This window comes from Streptomyces sp. SCPE 10 (assembly GCF_051980735.1).
GTDB lineage: Bacteria > Actinomycetota > Actinomycetes > Streptomycetales > Streptomycetaceae > Streptomyces > Streptomyces misionensis.
Genome location: NZ_CP197069.1, coordinates 3,891,713 through 3,916,146, shown reverse-complemented (window position 1 = coordinate 3,916,146; position 24,434 = coordinate 3,891,713). Strand labels below are relative to the sequence as shown.

Here is a 24,434-nt window from a genome sequence, read left to right as displayed (position 1 = left end):
GACCCGCGGAGGACCCGCGGGCCGAGAGGAGGCGACGATGAGCCGGCGCTCCGGCATCCTTGAGTTCGCCGTGCTCGGCCTGCTGCGCGAGTCCCCCATGCACGGCTATGAGCTGCGTAAACGACTCAATACGTCCCTGGGTGTGTTCCGGGCGTTCAGTTACGGAACCTTGTATCCCTGCCTCAAGACGCTGCTCGCCAACGGCTGGTTGACCGAGGAGCCCGGCAACACCCACGAGGACGCCCTCGCCGCTCCCCTCGCCGGACGCCGCGCCAAGATCGTCTATCGGCTGACGGCGGAAGGTAAGGAGCATTTCGAGGACCTGCTCTCGCAGACCGGTCCCGACGCGTACGAGGACGAGCACTTCGCCGCACGGTTCGCCTTCTTCGGGCAGACCTCGCGCGATGTGCGCATGCGCGTGCTGGAGGGCCGACGCAGCCGCCTGGAGGAGCGCCTGGAGAAGATGCGCGCCTCCCTGGCTCGTACGCGGGAGCGGCTGGACGACTACACACTCGAGCTCCAGCGCCACGGGATGGAGTCCGTGGAGCGCGAAGTGCGCTGGCTGAACGAGCTCATCGAGAGCGAGCGAGCCGGACGGGACCTGAGGGGTTCCGCGTCCGGGGGGTCCGCTCAACAGGACACCACCACTGGATCGACGGGCGGCCTGCCCCGTCCGGGGGACACCTCCCGGACGGATACGCCCGACGACACCGCCACGTGAGTCCCAGTCAGGGCCTCACTCGTACACACAGGGAGCAACCGGAATGGGTTCGGTTCGCGTAGCCATCGTCGGCGTGGGCAACTGCGCCGCGTCGCTGGTGCAGGGAGTCGAGTACTACAAGGACGCCGACCCGGCGGCCAAGGTCCCCGGTCTGATGCACGTGCAGTTCGGTGACTACCACGTGCGTGACATCGAGTTCGTGGCCGCGTTCGACGTGGACGCCAAGAAGGTCGGCCTCGACCTGGCGGACGCCATCGGCGCCTCCGAGAACAACACCATCAAGATCTGCGACGTGCCGAACACCGGCATCACCGTGCAGCGCGGCCACACCCTCGACGGCCTCGGCAAGTACTACCGCGCCACCATCGAGGAGTCGGACGCCGAGCCGGTCGACGTCGTCCAGGTCCTGAAGGACAAGCAGGTCGACGTCCTGGTCTGCTACCTGCCGGTCGGCTCCGAGGACGCGGCGAAGTTCTACGCCCAGTGCGCCATCGACGCCAAGGTCGCCTTCGTCAACGCCCTTCCGGTCTTCATCGCCGGCACCAAGGAGTGGGCGGACAAGTTCACCGAGGCCGGTGTGCCGATCGTCGGTGACGACATCAAGTCCCAGGTCGGCGCCACCATCACGCACCGCGTCATGGCCAAGCTGTTCGAGGACCGCGGTGTCATCCTGGACCGCACGATGCAGCTGAACGTCGGCGGCAACATGGACTTCAAGAACATGCTCGAGCGTGAGCGCCTGGAGTCCAAGAAGATCTCCAAGACGCAGGCCGTCACCTCCCAGATCCCCGACCGGGACCTCGGCGAGAAGAACGTCCACATCGGCCCGTCCGACTACGTGGCCTGGCTGGACGACCGCAAGTGGGCGTACGTCCGCCTCGAGGGCCGTGCCTTCGGTGACGTTCCGCTGAACCTGGAGTACAAGCTCGAGGTCTGGGACTCCCCGAACTCCGCCGGCGTCATCATCGACGCCCTGCGCGCCGCGAAGATCGCCAAGGACCGCGGTATCGGTGGCCCCGTCCTCTCCGCGTCCTCCTACTTCATGAAGTCCCCGCCGGTCCAGTACTTCGACGACGAGGCCCGCGAGAACGTCGAGAAGTTCATCCGCGGCGAGGTCGAGCGCTAACTCGGCCCGGCACGGCGCTCCGGCCGGCGCGTGACGCGACGCGCCCCGGCGTGGAACCGCTCGCACAAAAATCGCTCCTGCCAGGGCTGTGAAGGTCCCCGGGTCCCGACCCGGGGACCTTCCGCATATGTGAGGCTGAGCCCCATGCCCGTCGTCCGTGACCTGCGCGTCCTGTTGCGCCTGCGGTACTTCCGGCGCCTGCTGTACGTCCGTCTGCTGTCCCAGGGCGCCGACGGGGTCTATCAGGTCGCGCTCGCCGCCTATGTCGTCTTCTCCCCGGAGAAACAGACCTCACCCGCCGCGATCGCGTCGGCGATGGCGGTGCTGCTGCTCCCCTATTCACTCGTCGGCCCCTTCGCGGGCGTCCTGCTGGACCGCTGGCGGCGCCGCCAGGTGTTCGTCCACGGCAATCTGCTGCGCGCGCTGCTGGCCGCCGCGACCGCCGTACTGATGGCGGGCCAGGTACCGGCCTGGCTCTTCTACGCCTCCGCGCTGTGCGTCACGGCCGTCAACCGCTTCATCCTCGCCGGGCTGTCCGCTGCCCTGCCCAGGGTGGTCGACACCGAGCGACTGGTGATCGCCAATGCGCTGTCCCCGACGGCCGGCACACTCGCCGCGACCGTCGGGGGCGGACTCGCCTTCGTGGTACGGCTGCTGTCCTCGGGGTCCGACGCAGCCGTGGTGCTGCTGGGCGCCTTCCTCTACCTGTGTGCGGCGGCCGTCTCCCTGAGCATGGCCCCCTCCCTCCTCGGCCCCGACCGGCAGCAGCTGCAACCGCATCTGACGACCGCGCTCGCCGACACGGCGCGCGATCTGCTCGCGGCCATGAAGCATCTGGCCACCCAGGGGCGCAGGGACGCGGCCTGGGCGCTGGGCTCGATGACGCTGATGCGCTTCTGCTACGGCGCGCTCCTCGTCCTGCTGCTCATGCTGTGCCGCTACTCGCTCGCGGCGACACCCGAGGCGGGGCTGCGGCTGCTCGGCCTGGCCCTGGCCCTGTCCGGTGCGGGCTTCTTCGCGGCGGCCGTGGTGACGCCCTGGGCGGCGGGGCGGCTGGGACCGATCCGCTGGATCGTGGTGTGCTCGGGGTCGGCCGCGCTGCTGGAACCCGCGCTCGGCCTGCCCTTCGCCGCCGTACCGCTGCTCGTCGCGGTATTCGTGCTGGGGCTGATCACCCAGGGAGCCAAGATCGCCACCGACACCATCGTCCAGGCCGGCGTGGACGACGGCTTCCGGGGGCGGGTCTTCTCCGTCTACGACGTGCTCTTCAATGTGGCCTTCGTCGGTGCCGCCGGCGTGGCCGCCCTGATACTCCCGCCGGACGGCCGATCACCGGCGCTGGTCGCCCTGGTGGCCGTGATCTACGCGGCCGTGGCGGTCTTCCTGGCGTACTTCGAGCGCCTGCGCGGGACGGGGACACGGAAAGAGGGTCGATGTTTCACGTGAAACATCGACCCTCGGCGCGGCCGGCCCGGCGATGTTTCACGTGAAACACCGGCCGGACCCTCCGCTCAGTTCTGCCCGGCCCACCACTCCTTGAGCGCGTCCACCGCGGCATCGTGCTCCATCGGACCGTTCTCCAGCCGCAGCTCCAGCAGGTGCTTGTACGCCTTGCCGATCACCGGGCCCGGGCCGACGCCCAGGATCTCCATGATCTGGTTGCCGTCGAGGTCCGGGCGGATCGCGTCCAGCTCCTCCTGCTCCTGCAACTGCGCGATGCGGTCCTCCAGGCCGTCGTAGGCCCGGGACAGCGCGGCCGCCTTCCGCTTGTTGCGGGTGGTGCAGTCGGAACGGGTCAGCTTGTGCAGGCGCTCCAGCAGGGGGCCCGCGTCACGGACATAGCGGCGGACCGCCGAGTCCGTCCACTCCCCGGTGCCATAGCCGTGGAAGCGCAGATGCAGCTCGACCAGCCGCGAGACGTCCTTCACCAGCTCGTTGGAGTACTTCAGGGCGGTCATGCGCTTCTTGGTCATCTTGGCGCCGACCACCTCGTGGTGGTGGAAGGAGACCCGGCCGTCCTTCTCGAAGCGACGGGTACGCGGCTTGCCGATGTCATGCAGCAGCGCGGCCAGTCGCAGCGTGAGGTCGGGGCCGTTCTCCTCCAGGGCGATCGCCTGCTCCAGCACGATCAGCGTGTGCTCGTAGACGTCCTTGTGCCGGTGGTGCTCGTCGCGCTCCAGGCGCAGCGCCGGCAGCTCGGGCAGCACATGACCGGCGAGCCCGCTGTCGACGAGCAGGGTCAGTCCCTTGCGCGGGTGCTCGGAGAGGATCAGCTTGTTCAGCTCATCCCGGACCCGTTCCGCCGAGACGATCTCGATGCGCCCCGCCATCTCCGTCATGGCGGTGACGACCTCGGGGGCGACCTCGAAGTCCAGCTGGGCGGCGAAGCGGGCGGCACGCATCATCCGCAGCGGGTCGTCCGAGAAGGACTCCTCCGGGGTGCCCGGCGTCCGCAGCACCCGTGCCGCGAGGTCGCCCAGACCGCCGTGCGGATCGATGAACTCCTTCTCCGGCAGCGCCACGGCCATCGCGTTGACCGTGAAGTCCCGGCGGACCAGATCCTCCTCGATGGAGTCACCGTAGGACACCTCGGGCTTGCGCGAGGTGCGGTCGTACGCCTCCGACCGGTAGGTGGTGACCTCGATCTGGTAGCCGTCCTTCTGGGCGCCGACGGTGCCGAAGGCGATCCCCACCTCCCAGACGGCGTCCGCCCAGGGCCGGACGATCTTCAGTACGTCCTCGGGGCGGGCGTCGGTGGTGAAGTCCAGATCATTGCCGAGCCGGCCGAGCAGCGCGTCGCGTACCGACCCGCCGACCAGGGCGAGGGAGAACCCGGCCTCCTGGAATCGGCGGGCGAGATCGTCGGCGACCGGCGCCACCCGCAGCAGCTCGGTGACCGCGCGCTGCTGCGCCTGGCTCAGGGCGGAGGGAGTGTCTTCGTTGGGGTTCGGCACAACAGAAGAGGGTACGTGCCCCGGGCCCTCCGGGGCTCCCCCATAAGGTCCGGGCCGCCCCTCCGGCGCAGGGTGCGGACAGCTACCGGCATACCCGCGCAAGCGCAGCTCTTGCGGCGTACGACCCCTCTCCCCTCGATACTGGATATAGAGGACGGGTCGCCGCCGCTCGACGATCTTGTGACGAGACCGCGGCACTTCCACTCGGCGCGCATCGTTACCATGCGGGGACGCACATTCCGACGACCACTGACTGACGACGAGGGACGGGCGAGCGCGTGGCCGAGGCGGCTGACTTCCAGGGGACCAGTGCCTCACCTGCGCGCCGCTGGCTGCGGCGCACCGGAGCGCTGCTCGCCGGGGCGCCACTGCTGGCCGGGCTGCTCCAGCTGCCCGCCGCCGCGCCCGCCCAGGCCGCGTCCGGGGACCCGGTGTCGGTCTCCCTGGACTCACTGACCCCCAACGCCCCCACGGACGGCGACACCCTGACCGTCTCCGGCACGGTGACCAACAACGGCAAGCAGACCGTCACCGGCGCCCACGTGGGCCTTCGGGTCGGCCCGATGCTGAACACCCGCTCGGAGATCAGCGCGGTGGCCCGCCATCCCGACGATCTCCAGGGTGCCGCCGGCACCGAGGTCGGCGGCAAGTACGAGCAGAAGTTCACCAAGCTGGCGCCGGGCGTCGCCGAGCACTTCAGCATCTCCGTCCCGGTGGACAAGCTGGACCTCGGCGCGGACGGCGTCTACGAATTCGGGGTCGCCCTGTCCGGGCAGACCTCCGCACAGCCCTGGCAGCAGCTGCTCGGCGTACAGCGGACCTTCCTGCCGTGGCAGCCGTCCGACGCCGACACCAAGACGCGGACGACGTTCCTGTGGCCCCTGCTGTCCACCGTCCATTTGACGGCCAAGACCGGCGCCGGGGAGCTGCAGACGCCCGAGTTCCTCAACGACGACCTGGCCAAGGAGCTGGCACCGGGCGGCCGCCTGGCCCAGATGGTCGACCTGGGCAAGGACCTGGACGTCACCTGGGTGATCGACCCGGATCTGCTGGCCTCCGTGGACGCCATGGCATCCGGCAACTACCAGCTGCCGGGAGACGGCGACACCACCACGCCCGGCCCCAAGGACCACCAGGCGCTCGCCAAGCAGTGGCTGGCCGATCTGCAGAAGGCGGTCGTGGGCAAGGAGGTCGTCGCGCTGCCCTTCGCCGACCCGGACCTGGCCTCCCTCGCCCACCGCGGCACCAGCGTCACCGGCTCCCTGAGCCATCTCAAGGACGCCACCGACGTCGCCGCCACCACCGTCAAGACCGTGCTCCATGTCACACCGAGTACGGACTACGCCTGGCCCGTGGACGGCGCCGTGGACCCCTCGATCATGAGGGTCGCGACCTCCGCCGGCGCCGACCGGGTGATCGCCCGCAGCGACAGCCTCCAGGACACCGCCGGGCTGTCGTACACGCCCTCGGCGGCCCGCCCGGTCGGCGGCGGCACCACGGCGATCGTCGCCGATGCCAAGCTGTCCACGGCCTTCGAGGACGATCTGACCAAGGCGGGACCGGCCACGCTCGCCGTGCAGCAGTTCCTGGCCCAGAGCCTGGAGATCAACGCACAGACCGACCAGCAGCGCAGCATCGTCGTCGCGCCGCAGCGCATGCCCACCGCGGGCCAGGCGCAGGCGATGGCCACGGCGGTGAAGGCGCTCCAGGGCGGCACCTGGTCCCAGGCCCAGGACCTGACCGCGGCGGCCAAGGCCAAGCCCGACCCGAACGCCACCACGCGCATCCCCTCGACCTCCGCCTACCCCTCCGCCCTGCGCCGCCAGGAGCTGCCGGTCTCGACCTTCGGGCAGATCGCCCGCACCCAGGACAAGCTCGACAACTTCCAGGTGATCCTCTCCGACCAGTCCCGCGTGGTGACCCCGTTCGGGCGGGCCATAAACCGCGGGATGTCCACGTCGTGGCGGGGCCGGGAAGAGGCGGGCGACAGCTACCGCAGCGGGGTCGAGTCCTGGCTCGACGACCTGGCCCGGCAGGTCAAGCTGATCGACAAGTCCGAGACCAAGCTCTCCGGACGCAGCGCGACCATCCCGGTGACCGTCCAGAACAACCTGGTCCAGCCGGTCGGCCATCTGGTGCTGCGCCTCAGCTCGACCATGCCGACCCGTCTGAAGATCGGCGGCAAGGCCTACGCGGAGCAACCCGTCGACATCGCCGGCGGCCACGCCCAGTCGGTGAAGTTCAGCACGTCGGCCAATGCCAACGGCCGGGCGACGGTGATCGCCCAGCTGTACACCGAGGACGGCCAGGAGTACGGCGCCCCCGTCACCTTCGACGTGAAGGTCACCGAGGTCACGCCCACGGTGATGCTGGTCATCGGCGGCGGTGTGCTGCTCCTCGTCCTCGCCGGCTTCCGGATGTACACCCAGCGCAAGCGCGCGGCCGCCCGTCAGGCCGGGGAGGGCGGACCGGGCGACGCGGCGGAGCAATCCGACGAGCCGGGGAACCCCGACGGGCCCGGGGACCGTCTCCCGGGGGAGTCCGACTCCGCCTCCGGGGCAGACGACCCGGAGCAGCCGAGTGACCCTGCGCCGGACACCGCACCGGAAAGCACCGACCCGTCCGGGACGGGTGAGAGAGTGGACCGTTGAGCGATGTCGTGGCCGGTGGGCCCGGGACGATGAGGTGGGGTAAGGCATGAACGCGCCGTACGACGGTGACCGCGGCCAGGGCGCGGCCGGCTCGGGCTACCCCGAGACGCCGCCCGACCCCGGCCAGGTGCCGCCGCAGCAAGCGGCGGACATGTACCTCCAGGACGCCTACGAGCAGGACCCCTACCGGGCGCACGACCTGACCGCCCAGGATCCGGTCGCCGAGGCGCTCTACGACCGTGCCGCGCACCCCCCGCCGCCCCAGGACGGCTACGAGCAGCCGCTGTACGGCCGGCCCGCCCAGTCGCCCTACGCCCCCGATCCGCGGGTGTGGGCGCAGACTCCGGCACCGGAGCCCGACGGCGCGGCGCCCTACCTGCCGTACGGCGACGATCCGCGCACCACCCAGTTCGTGGGGGTGGACGACCTGGTCTCGCACTCCGGCGAGGAGTACCACGAGCCGGACGCCTTCGCTCATCTCTTCAAGGACCAGCAGCACAGCGGCGGCCATCTGCCGATGGACTCCGCGGGCCTTCCGGGTCCGGCCGCGGCCCCGGGCAACGGCCCGGGGGCCGGCGGGTACGGTCCGCCGGCCCCCGGCCGGCACCCGCAGCAGCCGAACCCGTACGCGGGCTCCGGTTACCAGTCCGCGCCGTACGCCGCCCACAACCCGATGCAGCCACCCGTGCCGGCGCCGGCCGGGGCGCCCGAGCCCGCCGGGCCGACGAACGCCGGGGCCGCCGAGGCGGCCATGGCGCCCGCGGCCTCCGTGGCGACCGCCGCTCCCGCTCCCGCGAAGAAGGGCGGCAAGGCCGCCGGGCTGCTGAAGTCCAGCGCCGTCATGGCGGCGGGCACCCTGGTCTCCCGGCTCACCGGCTTCGTCCGTTCCGCGCTGATCGTCTCCGCGCTCGGCCTCGGCTTCCTCGGCGACTCCTTCCAGGTCGCCTACCAGCTGCCGACCATGATCTACATCCTCACCGTGGGCGGTGGCCTCAACTCGGTCTTCGTGCCGCAGCTGGTCCGCTCGATGAAGGAGGACGAGGACGGCGGCGAGGCCTTCGCCAACCGGCTGCTGACCCTCGTCATGGTGGCGCTGGCCGCGCTGACCGCCCTCGCGATGTTCGCGGCCCCCCTGCTGGTCCGCATGATCTCCAATCCGGTCGCCAGCAACCCGGCGGCCAACGAGGTCGCGGTCACCTTCACCCGCTACTTCCTGCCCTCGATCTTCTTCATGGGCATCCACGTGGTGATGGGTCAGGTCCTCAACGCGCGCGGCAAGTTCGGCGCGATGATGTGGACCCCGGTCCTGAACAACATCGTCATCATCGTGACGCTGGGCATGTTCATCTGGGTCTACGGCAGCGCCGCGCACTCCCACATGACGGTCACGAACATCCCGCCGCAGGGTCAGCGCCTGCTCGGTGTCGGTGTGTTGCTCGGCCTGGTCGTGCAGGCGCTGGCGATGATCCCGTATCTGCGCGAGACCGGGTTCCGGATCCGGCCGCGGTTCGACTGGCGCGGCCACGGTCTGGGCAAGGCGGCGGCGCTCGCCAAGTGGACGTTCCTGTTCGTGCTCGCCAACCAGGCCGGCGCCATGATCGTCACCCAGCTCTCCACCGCGGCCGGCAAGGAATCCGGTGTCTCCGGCACCGGCTTCGCCGCCTACGCCAACGCCCAGCTGATCTGGGGTCTGCCGCAGGCCATCATCACGGTCTCCCTGATGGCCGCCCTGCTGCCGCGCATCTCCCGCTCGGCCTCCGAGGGCGACGGCGGCGCCGTACGCGACGACATCTCGCAGGGCCTGCGGACCACCGCGGTCGCCATCGTCCCGGTCGCCTTCGGTTTCGTGGCGCTGGGCATCCCGATGTGCACCCTGATCTTCGGCAGCTCCGGCATCAGCTCGGCCACCAACATGGGTTACATGCTGATGGCCTTCGGCCTCGGCCTGATCCCGTTCTCGGTGCAGTACGTCGTCCTGCGTGCCTTCTACGCCTACGAGGACACCCGCACCCCCTTCTACAACACCGTCATCGTCGCCGCGGTGAACGCGGGCGCCTCGGCGCTGTGCTTCTTCCTGCTGCCGGCCCGCTGGGCGGTCGCCGGCATGGCCGCCGCGTACGGTGTCGCCTACGCGATCGGTGTGGCCGTCGCCTGGCGCCGGCTGCGCAAGCGGCTGGGCGGCGACCTGGACGGCGCCCGGGTGCTGCGGACGTACGCGCGGCTGTGCATCGCCTCCATTCCGGCGGCCCTGCTCAGCGGCGCGGCCTGCTACGGCATCGCGCACAGCCTCGGCCAGGGCGTCATCGGCTCCTTCGCGGCGCTGGTCGTCGGCGGAGCCGTTCTGCTGGGAGTCTTCTTCGTCGCCGCCCGCCGGATGCGGATCGACGAACTCAACTCGCTCGTGGGGATGGTGCGCGGGCGTCTGGGTCGCTGAGGCGGGGTAGGGGCACAACCATCGTCCGCCGCCGCGTGTCGTGCATTGCGGCGGACTGTGGGCACAATTGGTTTCGGCGTCGGACAGCGTGCAACGGATGGGGAGGCAGGGACGACGGTGGCGGAACGGAGCACGGCTGCCGTCGACGTGGCAGACAACAGCGGCGAGCAGCCGCTGACCGCGAAGGCGGACCAGTCCACGGCCGACGGGGTGGCCAAGAGCCCGGAGCGGGACACGGACGGTGACGGGGCGCAGGGGAGTGACGCGAAGGGTTCCTTGAAGCAGGCCTCGCCTCCGGAACTGCACAGCGGCCACAAGCTCGCCAGACGCTACCGGCTGGAGGAGTGCGTCACCCGACTGGACGGGTTCAGCAGCTGGCGTGCCGTCGACGAGAAACTCCGTCGGGCGGTCGGGGTCCATGTGCTGCCCGCGGATCACGCACGGGCCCGCTCCGTCCTCGCCGCGGCCCGGTCCTCCGCACTGCTCGGCGACCCGCGCTTCGTCCAGGTCCTCGACGCCGTCGAGGAGAACGACCTCGTCTACGTCGTGCACGAATGGCTGCCCGACGCCACCGAACTGACCACGCTGCTCACGGCCGGCCCGCTGGAACCGCACGACGCGTACCAGATGGTCAGTCAGGTGGCCTCCGCCATGGCCGCCGCGCACCGTGAGGGCCTCGCCCATCTGCGGCTGAACCCCAACGCCGTGCTGCGCACCTCGACCGGTCAGTGGCGCATCCGCGGCCTCGCGGTGAACGCCGCGCTGCGCGGCATCAGCTCCGACACCCCGCAGCGCACCGACACCGAAGCCATCGGCGCCCTGCTGTACGCGGCGCTGACCCAGCGCTGGCCCTACGAGAACGACGCCTACGGCCTGTCGGGCCTCCCGAAGGACATCGGTCTCATCGCACCGGACCAGGTGCGGGCCGGTGTCCACCGCGGTCTGTCCGAGCTGGCCATGCGGGCCCTCGCCAACGACGGCGCCACCGCGTCCCGGCACGAGGCGCCGTGCACCACGCCCGAGGAACTGGGGAAGGCGATCAGCGAGATGCCCCGCATCCGCCCGCCGGAGCCGACGTTCACCGCGCCGCCGGAGTACCAGCGCACCACGTACCAGCAGGGCACCTACGGCCGCCCGCCGGCGCACCCCGGCGCCGCCCAGCCGATCGCGCCACCGCCGCCCCCGCTGCAGAGCCGCACCGGCAAGGCCTTGAAGTGGGCGGTCTCCGCCCTCCTCATCGCCGCCCTAGGCCTCGGCAGCTGGCAGCTGGCCGATGCCCTGATGGACCAGAGCGGCAAGTCGAACGACACCAACAAGAGCCAGACCACCGACGACGGCGACAAGACCGCCGGCCAGCCGAAGACGACGCCGATAAAGATCCAGGGCGGCCAGGAGTTCGTCGCCAAGGGCGACGCCCAGAGCCCCGGAGACGTCGCCAAGACGTACGACGGCAATCCGTCGACCTACTGGAAGACCAAGTCCTTCAACGAGGGACCGCCCATCGCGCCGTTCAAGCCGGGCGTCGGCATCGTCTACGACCTCGGCTCGTCCACCCAGCTCGGCACCGCCACCCTCAACCTGCGCTACGGCGGCGACCACACCACCGTCGAGCTGTACGCGGCGGATTCGCTGAACCCGCCGTCGCTGGACTCGATGACCCGGATCGGCACCGCCACCACCAGCGGCACCACCGCCACCGTGAAGGTCACCAAGCAGCTGAAGACGCGGTACGTGCTCGTGTGGCTGACGGCCGTGCCGAACTCCGGCTACGACTCCCAGCTGTACGCCAGCGCCGGTTACAAGCAGGCCATCGGCGAAGTGAAGTTCACGGGCTGACGTCTCACCCGGACCGGAGGGGACAGATGGCGGAGGGCGTCGAATACGGCGGGGTGGGCGACCAGGAGTTGCTCACCCGCCATGTCCAGGGCGACCCCGATGCCTTCGGCGAGATCGTACGACGGCACCGGGACCGGCTCTGGGCGGTCGCGCTGAGGACGCTGGGCGACCGCGAGGAGGCCGCCGACGCGGTGCAGGACGCCCTGGTGTCCGCCTACCGGGCCGCGCACACCTTCCGGGGGCAGTCGGCGGTGACGACCTGGCTGCACCGGATCACGGTCAACGCCTGCCTGGACCGCGCCCGCAAGGCGGCCTCCCGCAAGACCGCCCCGGTGGACGACACCGAGCGGCTGGAGCAGCTGCTGGAGCCGCACGAGTCCGCCTCGGCGCCGGCCGAACGCAACGATCTGCACCGTCAGCTCATCGAAGCGCTCGGCACGCTGCCGCCGGAGCAGCGCGCCGCGCTGGTCCTCGTGGACATGCAGGGCTACCCGGTCGCCGAGGCGGCCCGGATCCTCGATGTGCCCACCGGGACGGTGAAGAGCCGCTGCGCCCGAGGCAGAGCCCGGCTGCTGCCACTGCTCACCCATCTGCGCCCCAGCCGTGGGGGAGCCCCCCGGCCCGACGCGTCCGGCGACGGAGAAGAGAGTGGCCGGGGACGGAACCGGGTGCAAGGGGCATCCGTCCCATCCGCAACGGAGTCTTCCGACGAAGGACTCCGGGATGCGGGACCGACCGATTCAGCCGTAGTGAAGGGCGGAGGTGGGCGAGCGTGACAGCGATGACCGACGCGGCCGGGCACCCGGACGTCACGGAGATCTCCGACCTCGCCGAAGGCCTGCTGCCCGCCGGACGCGGCACGGACATACGGCGTCATCTGGGCTCCTGTGAGCTGTGCGCGGACATCTATGCCTCGCTGGAGGAGATCCGGGGGCTGCTCGGGTCCGCCCCGGCGGACAAGACCATGCCGGCCGACGTGGCCCAGCGGATCGATGCCGCCCTTGCCGCCGAAGCCCTGCTCCATGCCTCTGCTCCCGAAGCGGAGCCCGCAGACGATGTTTCACGTGAAACATCGTCCGCTGCGGATCACTCGGTCCCGGCTCCGGCCGGACGTCCCGCCGGCCGCCCGCAGGCGGCGACCGGGCCGGGGAGGAAGCCGGGCAGGGAAAGGAGAGGGCGGCGGCGGGCCATGGTGCTGGGTGGCGTGCTGACCGCCGCCGTTCTGGGCGCCGGTGCGCTGGTGCTCCAGTCGCTCGGTGGGACGTCCACCACGACGGCACACGGCAAGCCAAGCGCTTCCGCCGGCGCTTTCTCCGGCACCAGCGTCCAGAACCAGGTGCGGGACCTGCTGGGAGCGAAGAAGGGTCCTCAGCATGACCCCGCCACCCAGCAACCACGGTCGGGCAGCGGCGTCCGGCCCAACACTCCGCAGACGACCGAGAGTGCGAACACACTCCTCCAGCCCCAGGTGCCGGTTCCGGACTGCGTGCGGCAGGCGATTCCCGGGGGCGAGCAGGCTCTGGCCGCCAAGAACGGCTCCTATGCCGGGAAGAGGGCCTATCTCGTGGTCCTTCCCGATCCCCAGGACAGTGCGCGCGTCACCGCTTACGTGGTCGACGCCGCCTGTGTGGGACAGCGGTCCGCGGCCGCCGGCACGGTTCTTCTGAAGCAGTCCGTCGACCGTCCCTGAGCGGGCTCCGGCCCGGCATGGCGCCCTCGTTCGCGCCGTCCTGTCCCGCACGCGTGTGCCCGGACACAACGGGAATGCGCGCCCCGTAGGATCCGTTGGGTGGGGTGAGAGCTCCGAAAGGAGCATTCACCGGTCACTGACGTAGACCAGAGACGAGGAATCAAGCCGTGAGCGACGTCCGTAACGTGATCATCATCGGCTCCGGGCCCGCAGGCTACACGTCGGCGCTGTACACCGCCCGTGCGTCGCTGAAGCCGCTGGTGTTCGAAGGCGCCGTCACCGCCGGTGGCGCGCTGATGAACACCACCGAGGTGGAGAACTTCCCGGGCTTCCGCGACGGCATCATGGGCCCCGACCTCATGGACAACATGCGGGCGCAGGCCGAGCGCTTCGGCGCCGAACTGATCCCCGACGACATCGTCTCGGTCGACCTGACCGGTGAGATCAAGACCGTCACCGACACCTCGGGCACGGTCCACAAGGCGAAGGCCGTCATCGTCACCACGGGCTCCCAGCACCGCAAGCTCGGCCTCCCGAACGAGGACGCGCTCTCCGGCCGCGGAGTCTCCTGGTGCGCCACCTGCGACGGGTTCTTCTTCAAGGACCAGGACATCGCCGTGATCGGCGGCGGCGACACCGCGATGGAGGAGGCCACCTTCCTCTCCCGCTTCGCCAAGTCCGTGACGATCGTCCACCGCCGGGACACGCTGCGCGCATCCAAGGCGATGCAGGAGCGCGCCTTCGGCGACCCGAAGATCAAGTTCGTCTGGGACAGCGAGGTCGCCGAGATCCAGGGCGACCAGAAGCTCTCCGGACTGAAGCTGCGCAACGTCAAGACCGGTGAGCTGTCCGAGCTGCCCGTGACGGGGCTGTTCATCGCGATCGGCCACGACCCGCGCACGGAGCTGTTCAAGGGCCAGCTCGACCTCGACGAGGAGGGCTACCTGAAGGTCGCCGCCCCGTCCACCCGCACCAATGTGACCGGTGTCTTCGCCGCCGGTGACGTGGTCGACCACACCTACCGGCAGGCGATCACCGCGGCCGGCACCGGCTGCTCCGCCGCCCTGGACGCCGAGCGCTACCTCGCCGCCCTGGCGGACGAGGACAAGGCCGAGCCCGAGAAGACCGCCGCGGTCTGAGCCTTTCTCTCAGCTTTCCTTCCCCGCCTACCCCACGACCAAGGTAAGGAGCCCAGAGTGGCCGCCCTGAAGAACGTGACCGACGCCTCCTTCGAAGAGGACGTCCTCAAGAACGACAAGCCCGTCCTGGTGGACTTCTGGGCCGCCTGGTGCGGTCCGTGCCGCCAGATCGCTCCCTCTCTTGAGGCGATCGCCGCCGAGCACGGCGACAAGATCGAGATCGTCAAGCTCAACATCGACGAGAACCCGGCCACGGCCGCGAAGTACGGCGTCATGTCCATCCCGACCCTGAACGTCTACCAGGGTGGCGAGGTCGCCAAGACCATCGTCGGCGCCAAGCCCAAGGCCGCGATCGTGCGCGACCTCGAGGACTTCATCGCCGAGTGATGTTTCACGTGAAACACGAATGGGCCAACCCCCAGGGGTTGGCCCATTCGCTTATGTCCCTACGGCCGGCCGACTAGAGCGGCCTCAGCGCGGGTTCCTTCTGGACGGCGCCCAGCAGCCGGTCGATCGCCATCTCGACGTCCTCCTTCCAGGAGAGCGTGGAGCGCAGCTCCAGCCGCAGCCGGGGATGCGTGGGGTGCTGTCGTACCGTCTTGAAGCCCACGGCCAGCAGATGGTCGGCCGGCAGCAGACAGGCGGGCTCCTTCCAGCGGGCGTCCCCGAATGCCTCTATGGCCTTGAAGCCCCGGCGGAGCAGATCCTTGGCGACCGTCTGCACCAGCACCCGTCCCAGGCCCTGTCCCTGGTATCCGGGCTTGATGAAGGACGTGATCAGCTGGACGGCGTCGGGAGAGATCGGGCTCGTGGGGAAGGCCGCCGAGCGCGGGACATAGGCGGGCGGGGCGTAGAGCACAAAGCCCACAGGTACGTCATCGACGTAGACCACGCGCCCGCACGAGCCCCAGTCGAGCAGGACGGCGGAGATCCAGGACTCCTTCTCCACGGCGGCCCTGCCGCCCTTGACCGCCGCCTCGCCGCTGACGGGGTCCAGCTCCCAGAAGACACATGAGCGACAGCGTTGGGGAAGGTCCTGAAGGTTGTCCAGAGTGAGCGGCACAAGCCGACGCCCCATGAAAGCTGTTCCTCGCTTCCGTCACCGACCGCCGCAACGCGAGCGGCCGTCAGAGCACTGCGCTCCCTGATCGGCATCGTATCCACGATGGGATTCGTTCGATACCGCCGCAAAGCAAAGAGCGGGGCCGTGTCCGGTGGATAACGGACACGGCCCCGCTCGAAGCCCGGACCCTAAGGCCCGGGGTGCCGGGGATCAGTCTTCCTGGTCCCCGTCGGCACCCTCCTGGAGGTCCTTGGGAAGGACGGGACCCTCGCCCGGCGCCAGGGTGCTCAGGATCCGCTGGAGGTCCTCTACGGAGGCGAACTCCACCGTGATCTTGCCCTTCTTCTGCCCGAGGTCGACCTTCACCCGGGTCTCGAAGCGATCGGACAACCGGGTCGCCAGCTCGTTCAGCGCCGGGGACAGCCGCGAGCCCGCGCGCGGCCCCTTGGGACGCTGCGGCTTCTGGGGCCGCGAGCCCATCAGGGTCACGATCTCCTCGACGGCCCGCACCGACAGTCCCTCGGCCACGATGCGGTGCGCCAGCCGGTCCTGCTCCTCCGAGTCCGCCACGGACAGCAGCGCCCGGGCATGTCCGGCGGAGAGGACGCCCGCGGCGACCCTCTTCTGCACCGTCGGTGAGAGCTTCAGCAGCCGCAGGGTGTTGGAGACCTGCGGGCGGGAGCGTCCGATCCGGTCGGCCAGCTGGTCGTGCGTGCAGTTGAAGTCCCTCAGCAACTGGTCGTAGGCGGCGGCCTCTTCCAGCGGGTTCAGCTGCGCGCGGTGCAGGTTCTCCAGCAGCGCGTCCAGAAGGAGCTTCTCGTCCTCCGTGGCCCGGACGATCGCCGGGATGGCCTCCAGGCCGGCCTCGCGACAGGCGCGCCAGCGGCGCTCGCCCATGATCAGCTCATAGCGGCCGGGCCCCAACTGCCGTACGACGACCGGCTGGAGCAGACCGACCTCCTTGATGGAGGTGACCAGCTCGTGCAGGGCGTCCTCGTCGAAGACCTCACGCGGCTGACGCGGATTCGGTGTGATGGCGTCGAGGGGGATCTCGGCGAAGTGGGCGCCCATCGGGGGCGCGGGCGTCTCCTGGGCGGGGCTCCCCTCCGGCTCCTCGGTTTCCCGTGAAACAGACGGCAGCGAGGCCACCTTCGCAGCGGCCACCCCGCGGTCCGTCGTCATCACCGGACCACCCGCGGAAGAGACGGACGGTCCCCCTCCCAACGCGGCCGGGACCGGGTTCTTCTCGACCGGGGCAGCGGGAATCAGTGCCCCTAGTCCTCGGCCGAGCCCCCTCCGTCGCTCACTCACTGGATCCCCTCCACCATGCTCGGGTCGCTCTGGGCGCCGACATGGGCCTGGCTCGCGTCATAGCTGATACCAATGCCCCGCAGCGCGATTTCTCGGGCCGCCTCAAGATACGAGAGAGCACCGCTCGATCCAGGATCGTAAGTCAGCACCGTCTGCCCGTAGCTCGGCGCCTCGGAGATACGGACCGAGCGGGGAATGCTCGTCCGCAGCACCTCTTCACCGAAGTGGCTGCGCACCTCTTCCGCGACCTGGGAGGCGAGACGCGTCCGGCCGTCGTACATGGTGAGCAGGATGGTCGATACATGCAGGCCGGGGTTGAGGTGCCCCCGCACCAGATCGACATTGCGCAGCAGCTGCCCCAGGCCCTCCAGCGCGTAGTACTCGCACTGGATCGGGATGAGGACCTCCTGGCCCGCGACCAGTGCGTTGACCGTCAACAGGCCGAGCGAGGGCGGGCAGTCGATGAGGATGTAGTCCAGCGGCTGTTCGTATGCCTGGATCGCGCGCTCCAGCCGGCTTTCCCGAGCCACCAGGGACACCAGCTCGATCTCCGCACCGGCGAGATCGATGGTGGCGGGGGCGCAGAAGAGTCCCTCGACGTCCGGCACGGGCTGAACGACCTCGGCGAGCGGCTTGCTCTCCACCAACACGTCGTAGATCGAGGGTACTTCGGCGTGGTGGTCGATCCCGAGGGCGGTGGACGCGTTGCCCTGCGGGTCCAGGTCGATCACCAGAACCCGGGCACCGTGCAGAGCCAGCGAGGCGGCAAGGTTGACGGTCGTCGTCGTCTTGCCCACGCCACCCTTCTGGTTGGCGACCACCATGACGCGGGTCTGCTCCGGTCGCGGCAGGCCTTCGCCGGCGCGGCCGATAGCCTCCACCGCCAGTTGGGCCGCACGACCGATGGGGGTGTCGTCCATGGGAGGCGGTGTTTCACGTGAAACATCCGCCCCCATCGACTCGGTACGGGGACCGGGGACCGGATCGGTCATCGGTCCCGCGATGTTGGCGTCGGACCGCAAGGATTCACTCTCCTCGACTTCAGGCTCGCAATGAACAGAGCCTCCCATGCCTTCGGGGTCGTGAACCAGTGAGGTCGGGTCTTCTGTGGAGAAATCCACCTCTGTGGACAACTCCGTGCCCCCTGAGGGGGCCGGAGCCGACCGGACAGTGGGATCGGGACCCTCTCCCAGGGAACCGAGAGGCTTCCGGTCGCGGGGTTCGGCCGCAGCGCGGCCGCGACTGATGATGCCGTGCAGCAGTGAGCGACGTTTCACGTGAAACACGATGCAGGGCCCCGGCGATCGGGACTCCGCGACACTCCGGCCGCACGGGCTCGGCAGCTTGTGTGGAGTACGCCCGTCCGGCTCAGCGACGCCGACGGGCGCGACCGGTGCGTGCGGCCTTCGCCCGCTTGGCGGCGAAGCGAACACCACCGGGGCTTTCCCCGACCTCCACCCGGACCACCGTCGACATCGGATCGACGATGCCCTCGCCCACATGGAGGATCGAGGTCTCCACCGCGCCGAGCTTGCTGAGCGCGGTGGACGCGGCCTTCAGCTCCTCCTCCGCGGTGTCGCCCTTGAGGGCCAGCATCTCGCCGTACGGGCGCAGCAGCGGAATCCCCCAGGTGGCCAGGCGGTCCAGCGGAGCCACGGCCCGGGCGGTCACCACATGCACCGGCGGCAGCGTGCCGAGGACCTCCTCGGCACGCCCCCGCACCACGGTGACATGGTCCAGGCCGAGCAGCTCGACGACCTCGGTGAGGAAGTTGGTGCGCCGCAGCAGAGGCTCCAGCAGGGTGATGTTGAGGTCGTCGCGGACCAGCGCCAGCGGGATGCCGGGCAGACCGGCACCGGAGCCGACATCGCAGACCGTCACCCCCTCGGGGACGGCCTCGGAGAGCACTGCACAGTTCAGAATGTGCCGCTCCCACAGGCGGGGCACTTCCCGCGGACCGATCAGACCGCGCTGCACTCCCGCCTCGGCGAGCAGTTCCGCGTAGCGCACCGCATCGGCGAAGCGATCACCGAACACTTCGCGCGCCTGCTCGGGGGCGGGGGGAAGCTCCGCTGCCTCCGTCACGGGGACCGTCCTTCCGTACAGCGCCGGTGCTTCGCGCACCGGCCACCAGAACTACCAGGCTGACAAAGTTCGGCCCCGCCTGCTCAACAGACGGGGCCGGTGTAACAAGGGGACCGATCAGGCGGGCAGCACGACGACGAAGCGCTGCGGCTCCTCGCCCTCGGACTCGCTGCGCAGTCCGGCGGCCTTGACCGCGTCGTGCACGACCTTGCGCTCGAAGGGGGTCATGGGCCGCAGCTTCACGGGCTCGCCGGAGCTCTTCACATCGGCGGCGGCCTCGGCGCCCAGCTCGGACAGCTCGGCGCGCTTCTTGGCCCGGTACCCGGCGATGTCCAGCATCAGCCGGCTGCGGTCACCGGTCTCCCGGTGCACGGCCAGACGCGTCAGCTCCTGCAGGGCCTCCAGCACCTCGCCGTCGCGGCCGACCAGCTTCTGCAGATCACGGCTGCCGCTGTCGCTGATGATCGACACGGAGGCACGATCGGCCTCGACATCCATGTCGATGTCGCCGTCGAGGTCGGCGATGTCCAGCAGACCCTCCAGGTAGTCCGCCGCGATCTCGCCCTCCTGCTCCAGGCGGGTGAGGGTGTCTGCACCCTCGGCAGCGGCGGAGGTGGTGCCTTCCGTCACGGGCTGGGCTCCTTCTTACTTCTTGGACGGGGACTTGGGCCGCTGCGAGCCACCCTTGCGCTGGCCGCTCTGGGCCTTGCTGCGGGCGCCCGTGCCGGGCTTCGAGGCCTGCCGGGCAGCGGCGGGCTTGCTGTCCTGCGGCTGGTCGGTCTTCTCCTGCGACTCGTCCTGGTCGGACTTCTCCGACTCGGGGGAGTCGCCCGCCGGCTTGGCCGCGCCGGACTGACGCTGGGCCTTGGTCTGGCGCTTGGGCTGCTGTCGCCGGGCGGTGGTGCCCGCGGCGGTGGTCGTACCGTCCTCGGTCTGCGTCTCGGCCTGGGCCACGCTCTTCGTCACCGTGCCGTCCGCCTGGGCGGCCAGGCCGGCCTTGTTCAGGGCGTTGATGAACTTGCGCTCGAACTCGTTGCGCTCGCGGCCCTTGGCGACGATCGCCTTGACGATCGCCTTCTCGCTGCGGCGGCTGACCTTGCCGTGGTGCGTGACGTGCTTGGTCAGACGCTCCAGGTACGCGGCCTGGGCCTTGGAGCCCGGGGTCGGGTTGTTGCGGATGACGTACATCTGCTGGCCCATGGTCCACACGTTGGTGGTCAGCCAGTAGATGAGGACACCGACCGGGAAGCGGATACCGAAGAAGGCGAACATGATCGGGAAGACATACATCAGCATCTTCTGCTGCTGCATGAACGGCGTCTTCACCGTGGTGTCGACGTTCTTCGTCATCAGCTGGCGCTGCGTGTAGAACTGCGACGCCGACATCAGGACGATCATGACCGCGGTGACGACTCGGACGTCGGTGAGCGAGGCACCGAGCTTCTGCACCGTGTCGGCGCCGTCGAGGAACTTCGCGGCCAGCGGGGCCCCGAAGATGTGTGCCTTACGGGCGCTGGCCAGCAGGTCGGCGTTGATGTAGCCGATCTTGGTGCCGGACGCGATGCCGTTGAGCACGTGGTACAGGGCGAAGAAGAACGGGGACTGCGCCAGGATGGGAAGGCACGAGGAGAGCGGGTTGGTGCCCGCCTCCTTGTACAGCTTCATCATCTCTTCGGACTGACGCTGTTTGTCGTTCTTGTAGCGCTCCTGGATCTTCTTCATCTCCGGCTGGAGCGTCTGCATCGCGCGAGTCGCCTTGATCTGCTTCACGAAGAGCGGGATCAGGCAGATGCGGATCAGAATCACCAGGGACACGATGGACAGGCCCCAGGCCCACCCGGTGTCAGGTCCGAAGATCGCTCCGTACACCGTGTGGAACTGGACGATGACCCAGGAGACGGGCCAGGTGATGAAACTGAACAGGCTGGCAATCGTGTCCACTAATCATGCTCCTTGGGCATGGGACGAGGTCTCTGCGGCCGGGCTTGGAGGAAGGTCGGAGTTGAGGTTCTCCGGCCTCTCTTCGGTGGCCGGTTCGGCGGCGGAGGACCCGCCTCTGCGTGTGCGCCAGGCGTCGCGCAGCATTTCGTGCCACCGCGGACGCTTGCGCGGCGGAACATGATCCACCCCGCCCAGCGACCACGGATTGCACCGGAGGATGCGCCAGGCGGTGAGTGCCGTGCCCTTGATCGCACCATGCCGGTCGATGGCCGTGTAGCCGTAATGGGAGCACGACGGGTAGTACTTGCACACCGGCCCCAGCAGTGGACTGATCGTCCACTGGTACAGCTTGATCAGAGCCAGCAGCGGGTACTTCATCGCGTGCCCCCTCCCAGCAGCCGCCCTACGGCGGCGTCCAGGTCTTGGGCCAGCTGTGCATGGTCGGCGTCGCCCGCTCCGGGCAGCGCTCGTACGACTACCAGGCTACCGGGGGGAAACAGGTCGACTCGGTCACGCATCAGATGACGCAGTCTGCGCTTCACTTTGTTGCGCACGACCGCGCCACCCACGGCCTTGCTCACGACGAAACCCGCACGCGTCGGAGGAGCGCTCTCCCCAGGCGCGTGCGGGTCCGTGGCACCGCTACGAAGGTGGACGACGAGGGTCGGGCGGCCTGCCCGGCGACCCCGTCGTACCGCGGTCGCGAAGTCCTCGCGCCGCCTCAGCCGGTTCTCGGTGGGCAGCACGATGTCATGACCTGACCGGGATCAGGCGGACAGACGGGCGCGACCCTTGCTACGGCGGGACGCGAGAATCGCGCGGCCGGCACGGGTGCGCATACGCAGCCGGAAGCCGTGGGTCTTCGCGCGACGACGGTTGTTCGGCTGGAAGGTGCGCTTGCTCACTCGGGGGCTCCAGAAAGAATCGGTAGTTGGCGGGATGCCGTCCTGGCTGTCACCGTGCGCCCACGAGTAGCTCGCTTCACGCCCGAGTGCACCGCTTCCCGATCACCTGACGTGATCTGTGCCCATCGGAGGCAGGCGGCAGCAGCCATCGACAACTCGACCTGGTTACGGTACGCGGGGCTACGCCATTCGGTCAAACCGGGGGCGCCGGGGGACACTGTCCACAGGCTGGGGACAACAACTTGAACCGTACCGGCCACGCTGACTACCGTGGCTGGACTCCGATTCGTTCTTTTGTCCCCCGCCCCGGCGGGTTTGCCCCGCCGACCACCCGAATTCATCCCGACCCGTCCCGCGATCACACTTTCGTGGGACCTGCGAGAGAGCGTGCCCTGTGGCTGACGTACCTGCCGATCTTGCCGCAGTGTGGCCACGCGTACTGGAGCAGCTCCTCGGAGAGGGCCGCGGACAGGGTGTGGAGACGAAGGACGAGCACTGGATCCGGCGCTGCCAGCCGCTGGCGCTGGTCGCGGACACGGCCCTGCTCGCGGTGCCGAACGAATTCGCGAAGGGCGTACTGGAGGGCCGTCTCGCACCGGTCGTCAGCGAGACGCTGAGCCGTGAGTGCGGCCGTCCCATCCGCATCGCGATCACCGTGGACGACTCCGCGGGCGAGCCGCCGGCCCCGGCCGCGCCGCCCGCCCAGCAGTCGTCCCCGCCGCGCTACGAGGAGCCGGAGCTGCCCTCCGGGCCGTCGTCCTACGAGGGCTACGGCCGCCACCGCGCGGACCCGCACCAGGGCGGCGAGCAGGCGTCGCGCGCCGACCAGCTGCCCACCGTGCGGCCCGCCTACCCCTCCGAGTACCAGCGTCCCGAACCCGGCGCCTGGCCGCGCGGCGGACAGGACGAGTACGGCTGGCAGCAGCAGCGGCTCGGCTTCCCCGAGCGCGACCCGTACGCCTCGCCGTCCTCCCAGGACCCCTACGGCCAGCCGGCCCGCGACTACCGCTCCCAGGGCATGGACCGCCCGTCGTACGACCAGCAGCGCGGGGAGTACGAGCCGTCCCGCCCGGACCGCGACGCACCGCGGTCCGAGTACGGCGCGCCGCGCCCGGAGTACGACCGTTCCGACTACGACCGCGCCGACTACGACCCCTCGCGGACCGAGTACGACCAGCGCGACCCCGTCCGCCGGGAGCCGCCCGAGCGGCCGATGGGCGACGCGGGGCACCGCGGCGGGCCCGGACGTCCGGACGGCGCCCCGACCGGCGCGCCCGGGCCGCTGGGCGCGAAGCCCGCGCCCGCGAGCGGCCCCGGGGAGCCCACGGCACGGCTGAACCCGAAGTACCTCTTCGACACGTTCGTCATCGGCGCGTCCAACCGGTTCGCGCACGCGGCCGCGGTGGCGGTCGCCGAGGCGCCGGCGAAGGCGTACAACCCCCTGTTCATCTACGGGGAGTCGGGTCTCGGCAAGACCCATCTGCTGCACGCCATCGGGCACTACGCGCGCAGCCTCTACCCGGGCACGCGCGTGCGCTACGTCAGCTCGGAGGAGTTCACGAACGAGTTCATCAACTCGATCCGTGACGGCAAGGGCGACAGCTTCCGCAAGCGCTACCGGGAGATGGACATCCTGCTCGTCGACGACATCCAGTTCCTCGCGGACAAGGAGTCGACGCAGGAGGAGTTCTTCCACACCTTCAACACGCTCCACAACGCCAACAAGCAGATCGTGCTGTCCAGCGACCGGCCGCCCAAGCAGCTGGTCACGCTGGAGGACCGGCTGCGCAACCGCTTCGAGTGGGGCCTGATCACCGACGTGCAGCCGCCCGAGCTGGAGACGCGGATCGCGATCCTGCGCAAGAAGGCGGTCCAGGAGCAGCTCAACGCGCCGCCGGAAGTGCTGGAGTTCATCGCGTCCCGGATCTCGCGGAACATCCGCGAGCTGGAGGGCGCGCTGATCCGGGTGACGGCGTTCGCCTCGCTCAACCGGCAGCCGGTGGACCTGGGACTCACCGAGATCGTGCTCAAGGACCTGATCCCGGGTGGGGAGGACTCGGCGCCCGAGATCACGGCCACGGCGATCATGGCGGCCACGGCGGACTACTTCGGGCTGACCGTGGAGGACCTGTGCGGGACCTCCCGGGGCCGGGCACTGGTGACCGCCCGGCAGATCGCGATGTACCTGTGCCGGGAGCTGACGGACCTGTCGCTGCCGAAGATCGGGGCGCAGTTCGGGGGCCGGGACCACACGACCGTCATGCACGCCGACCGGAAGATCCGGGCCCTGATGGCGGAGCGGCGGTCCATCTACAACCAGGTGACCGAGCTGACCAACCGCATCAAGAACGGCTAGGGCCTCTCGTTTGGATCAAGCCGGGCTCGCGGGGCCCGGCACGCGCATCTGCCGCGTTGTCGTCAGTCGCCGACGCTCCGCGTCGACTCCCTCCTCCGCCTTGCATCTGCACGCACCGGGCCCCGCTCCCTGATCCGGCCTGATCCAAACGAAAGACCCTAGCGACGGGCCGCCGGCGCAGGTCCTGACCGGCTTTCGAGGGCGTCTCCGGGACGGTTGTCC

The 24,434-nt window shown here is 69.8% G+C and carries 21 protein-coding genes; 11 read left to right on the top strand and 10 right to left on the bottom strand.

The features are described 5' to 3' along the window. Nucleotides 1–37: 37 nt before the first annotated feature. From ACSP97_RS18155 to ACSP97_RS18145, 3 genes are all read left to right on the top strand, one after another. Nucleotides 38–721, top strand: a complete 684-nt coding sequence (locus ACSP97_RS18155; RefSeq protein WP_146468720.1) for a PadR family transcriptional regulator — start codon at nucleotides 38–40, stop codon at nucleotides 719–721. A 43-nt stretch (nucleotides 722–764) separates the two neighbouring features. After that, nucleotides 765–1,847 (top strand): inositol-3-phosphate synthase, encoded by a 1,083-nt coding sequence (locus tag ACSP97_RS18150; protein ID WP_355146543.1) that lies wholly within the window; start codon nucleotides 765–767, stop codon nucleotides 1,845–1,847. Nucleotides 1,848–1,991: 144 nt separating this feature from the next. After that, nucleotides 1,992–3,293 carry an MFS transporter gene (locus ACSP97_RS18145; RefSeq protein WP_440558306.1) on the top strand — a complete coding sequence of 434 codons (1,302 nt, stop codon included), beginning with the start codon at nucleotides 1,992–1,994 and terminating at the stop codon, nucleotides 3,291–3,293. A gap of 65 nt (nucleotides 3,294–3,358) precedes the next feature. Here ACSP97_RS18145 and ACSP97_RS18140 read toward each other — a convergent pair whose 3' ends face one another. Then, nucleotides 3,359–4,801: a CCA tRNA nucleotidyltransferase gene (locus tag ACSP97_RS18140; protein WP_355321495.1), complete on the bottom strand. Its 1,443-nt coding sequence runs from the start codon at nucleotides 4,799–4,801 to the stop codon at nucleotides 3,359–3,361. A gap of 278 nt (nucleotides 4,802–5,079) precedes the next feature. On the opposite strand from ACSP97_RS18140, the gene ACSP97_RS18135 reads away from it, so the two are divergent. The 7 genes from ACSP97_RS18135 to trxA all read left to right on the top strand — a co-directional run bounded on the left by ACSP97_RS18135 (nucleotide 5,080) and on the right by trxA (nucleotide 14,938). Next, complete coding sequence (locus tag ACSP97_RS18135) at nucleotides 5,080–7,452, top strand: DUF6049 family protein (RefSeq protein WP_440558304.1); 2,373 nt, start codon at nucleotides 5,080–5,082, stop codon at nucleotides 7,450–7,452. A gap of 46 nt (nucleotides 7,453–7,498) precedes the next feature. Then, entirely contained in the window at nucleotides 7,499–9,886 is a 2,388-nt protein-coding gene (gene murJ, locus ACSP97_RS18130; RefSeq protein WP_355146535.1) for a murein biosynthesis integral membrane protein MurJ, read from the top strand. 117 nt (nucleotides 9,887–10,003) lie between these two features. Further along, entirely contained in the window at nucleotides 10,004–11,722 is a 1,719-nt protein-coding gene (locus tag ACSP97_RS18125) for a protein kinase family protein (protein WP_355146533.1), read from the top strand. Between the two features lie 26 nt (nucleotides 11,723–11,748). Then, the gene (gene sigM / locus ACSP97_RS18120; protein ID WP_355146531.1) at nucleotides 11,749–12,498 is read left to right on the top strand and encodes an RNA polymerase sigma factor SigM; all 750 of its coding nucleotides are present in this window, start codon (nucleotides 11,749–11,751) and stop codon (nucleotides 12,496–12,498) included. A 5-nt stretch (nucleotides 12,499–12,503) separates the two neighbouring features. Continuing rightward, nucleotides 12,504–13,412 (top strand): hypothetical protein, encoded by a 909-nt coding sequence (locus ACSP97_RS18115; RefSeq protein ID WP_355321501.1) that lies wholly within the window; start codon nucleotides 12,504–12,506, stop codon nucleotides 13,410–13,412. Between the two features lie 167 nt (nucleotides 13,413–13,579). Then, nucleotides 13,580–14,551, top strand: a complete 972-nt coding sequence (trxB, locus tag ACSP97_RS18110; protein ID WP_070028845.1) for a thioredoxin-disulfide reductase — start codon at nucleotides 13,580–13,582, stop codon at nucleotides 14,549–14,551. Nucleotides 14,552–14,608: 57 nt separating this feature from the next. Next, nucleotides 14,609–14,938, top strand: a complete 330-nt coding sequence (gene trxA / locus ACSP97_RS18105; protein WP_070028846.1) for a thioredoxin — start codon at nucleotides 14,609–14,611, stop codon at nucleotides 14,936–14,938. Nucleotides 14,939–15,011: 73 nt separating this feature from the next. Here the strand turns inward: trxA and ACSP97_RS18100 are convergent, their stop codons facing one another. From ACSP97_RS18100 to rpmH, 9 genes are all read right to left on the bottom strand, one after another. Next, nucleotides 15,012–15,629 carry a GNAT family N-acetyltransferase gene (locus tag ACSP97_RS18100; protein ID WP_355146528.1) on the bottom strand — a complete coding sequence of 206 codons (618 nt, stop codon included), beginning with the start codon at nucleotides 15,627–15,629 and terminating at the stop codon, nucleotides 15,012–15,014. A gap of 195 nt (nucleotides 15,630–15,824) precedes the next feature. Further along, nucleotides 15,825–16,925 carry a ParB/RepB/Spo0J family partition protein gene (locus tag ACSP97_RS18095; protein ID WP_355321503.1) on the bottom strand — a complete coding sequence of 367 codons (1,101 nt, stop codon included), beginning with the start codon at nucleotides 16,923–16,925 and terminating at the stop codon, nucleotides 15,825–15,827. Further along, on the bottom strand, nucleotides 16,922–17,995 hold the full coding sequence (locus ACSP97_RS18090) for a ParA family protein (protein WP_074992762.1): 1,074 nt from the start codon (nucleotides 17,993–17,995) through the stop codon (nucleotides 16,922–16,924). The genes ACSP97_RS18095 and ACSP97_RS18090 overlap by 4 nt, the downstream gene beginning before the upstream one ends. A 298-nt stretch (nucleotides 17,996–18,293) precedes the next feature. Beyond that, the gene (gene rsmG / locus ACSP97_RS18085) at nucleotides 18,294–19,010 is read right to left on the bottom strand and encodes a 16S rRNA (guanine(527)-N(7))-methyltransferase RsmG (protein WP_355321505.1); all 717 of its coding nucleotides are present in this window, start codon (nucleotides 19,008–19,010) and stop codon (nucleotides 18,294–18,296) included. A 117-nt stretch (nucleotides 19,011–19,127) separates the two neighbouring features. Continuing rightward, the gene (locus ACSP97_RS18080) at nucleotides 19,128–19,640 is read right to left on the bottom strand and encodes a Jag family protein (RefSeq protein WP_355146522.1); all 513 of its coding nucleotides are present in this window, start codon (nucleotides 19,638–19,640) and stop codon (nucleotides 19,128–19,130) included. 15 nt (nucleotides 19,641–19,655) lie between these two features. Then, the gene (gene yidC / locus ACSP97_RS18075; RefSeq protein ID WP_355146520.1) at nucleotides 19,656–20,951 is read right to left on the bottom strand and encodes a membrane protein insertase YidC; all 1,296 of its coding nucleotides are present in this window, start codon (nucleotides 20,949–20,951) and stop codon (nucleotides 19,656–19,658) included. 3 nt (nucleotides 20,952–20,954) lie between these two features. Next, the gene (gene yidD, locus ACSP97_RS18070) at nucleotides 20,955–21,329 is read right to left on the bottom strand and encodes a membrane protein insertion efficiency factor YidD (RefSeq protein WP_355146518.1); all 375 of its coding nucleotides are present in this window, start codon (nucleotides 21,327–21,329) and stop codon (nucleotides 20,955–20,957) included. Further along, the gene (gene rnpA / locus ACSP97_RS18065; protein ID WP_071828733.1) at nucleotides 21,326–21,697 is read right to left on the bottom strand and encodes a ribonuclease P protein component; all 372 of its coding nucleotides are present in this window, start codon (nucleotides 21,695–21,697) and stop codon (nucleotides 21,326–21,328) included. Before rnpA ends, yidD begins: the two co-directional genes overlap by 4 nt. Nucleotides 21,698–21,718: 21 nt before the next feature. Further along, the gene (gene rpmH / locus ACSP97_RS18060; RefSeq protein WP_003956500.1) at nucleotides 21,719–21,856 is read right to left on the bottom strand and encodes a 50S ribosomal protein L34; all 138 of its coding nucleotides are present in this window, start codon (nucleotides 21,854–21,856) and stop codon (nucleotides 21,719–21,721) included. Between the two features lie 394 nt (nucleotides 21,857–22,250). Here rpmH and dnaA point away from each other — a divergent pair, with 394 nt between their 5' ends. Next, nucleotides 22,251–24,212 (top strand): chromosomal replication initiator protein DnaA, encoded by a 1,962-nt coding sequence (dnaA, locus tag ACSP97_RS18055; protein ID WP_355146515.1) that lies wholly within the window; start codon nucleotides 22,251–22,253, stop codon nucleotides 24,210–24,212. Nucleotides 24,213–24,434 lie beyond the last annotated feature (222 nt).

Bases quoted from the DNA above. Each gene is read 5' to 3' on its own strand.
- murJ (WP_355146535.1), top strand. From the start codon at position 7,499: ATGAACGCGCCGTACGACGGTGACCGCGGCCAGGGCGCGGCCGGCTCG.
- ACSP97_RS18150 (WP_355146543.1), top strand. From the start codon at position 765: ATGGGTTCGGTTCGCGTAGCCATCGTCGGCGTGGGCAACTGCGCCGCG.
- ACSP97_RS18100 (WP_355146528.1), bottom strand. From the start codon at position 15,629: ATGGGGCGTCGGCTTGTGCCGCTCACTCTGGACAACCTTCAGGACCTT.
- yidD (WP_355146518.1), bottom strand. From the start codon at position 21,329: ATGAAGTACCCGCTGCTGGCTCTGATCAAGCTGTACCAGTGGACGATC.
- ACSP97_RS18155 (WP_146468720.1), top strand. From the start codon at position 38: ATGAGCCGGCGCTCCGGCATCCTTGAGTTCGCCGTGCTCGGCCTGCTG.
- ACSP97_RS18145 (WP_440558306.1), top strand. From the start codon at position 1,992: ATGCCCGTCGTCCGTGACCTGCGCGTCCTGTTGCGCCTGCGGTACTTC.
- ACSP97_RS18115 (WP_355321501.1), top strand. From the start codon at position 12,504: ATGACCGACGCGGCCGGGCACCCGGACGTCACGGAGATCTCCGACCTC.
- ACSP97_RS18090 (WP_074992762.1), bottom strand. From the start codon at position 17,995: ATGGGAGGCTCTGTTCATTGCGAGCCTGAAGTCGAGGAGAGTGAATCC.
- sigM (WP_355146531.1), top strand. From the start codon at position 11,749: ATGGCGGAGGGCGTCGAATACGGCGGGGTGGGCGACCAGGAGTTGCTC.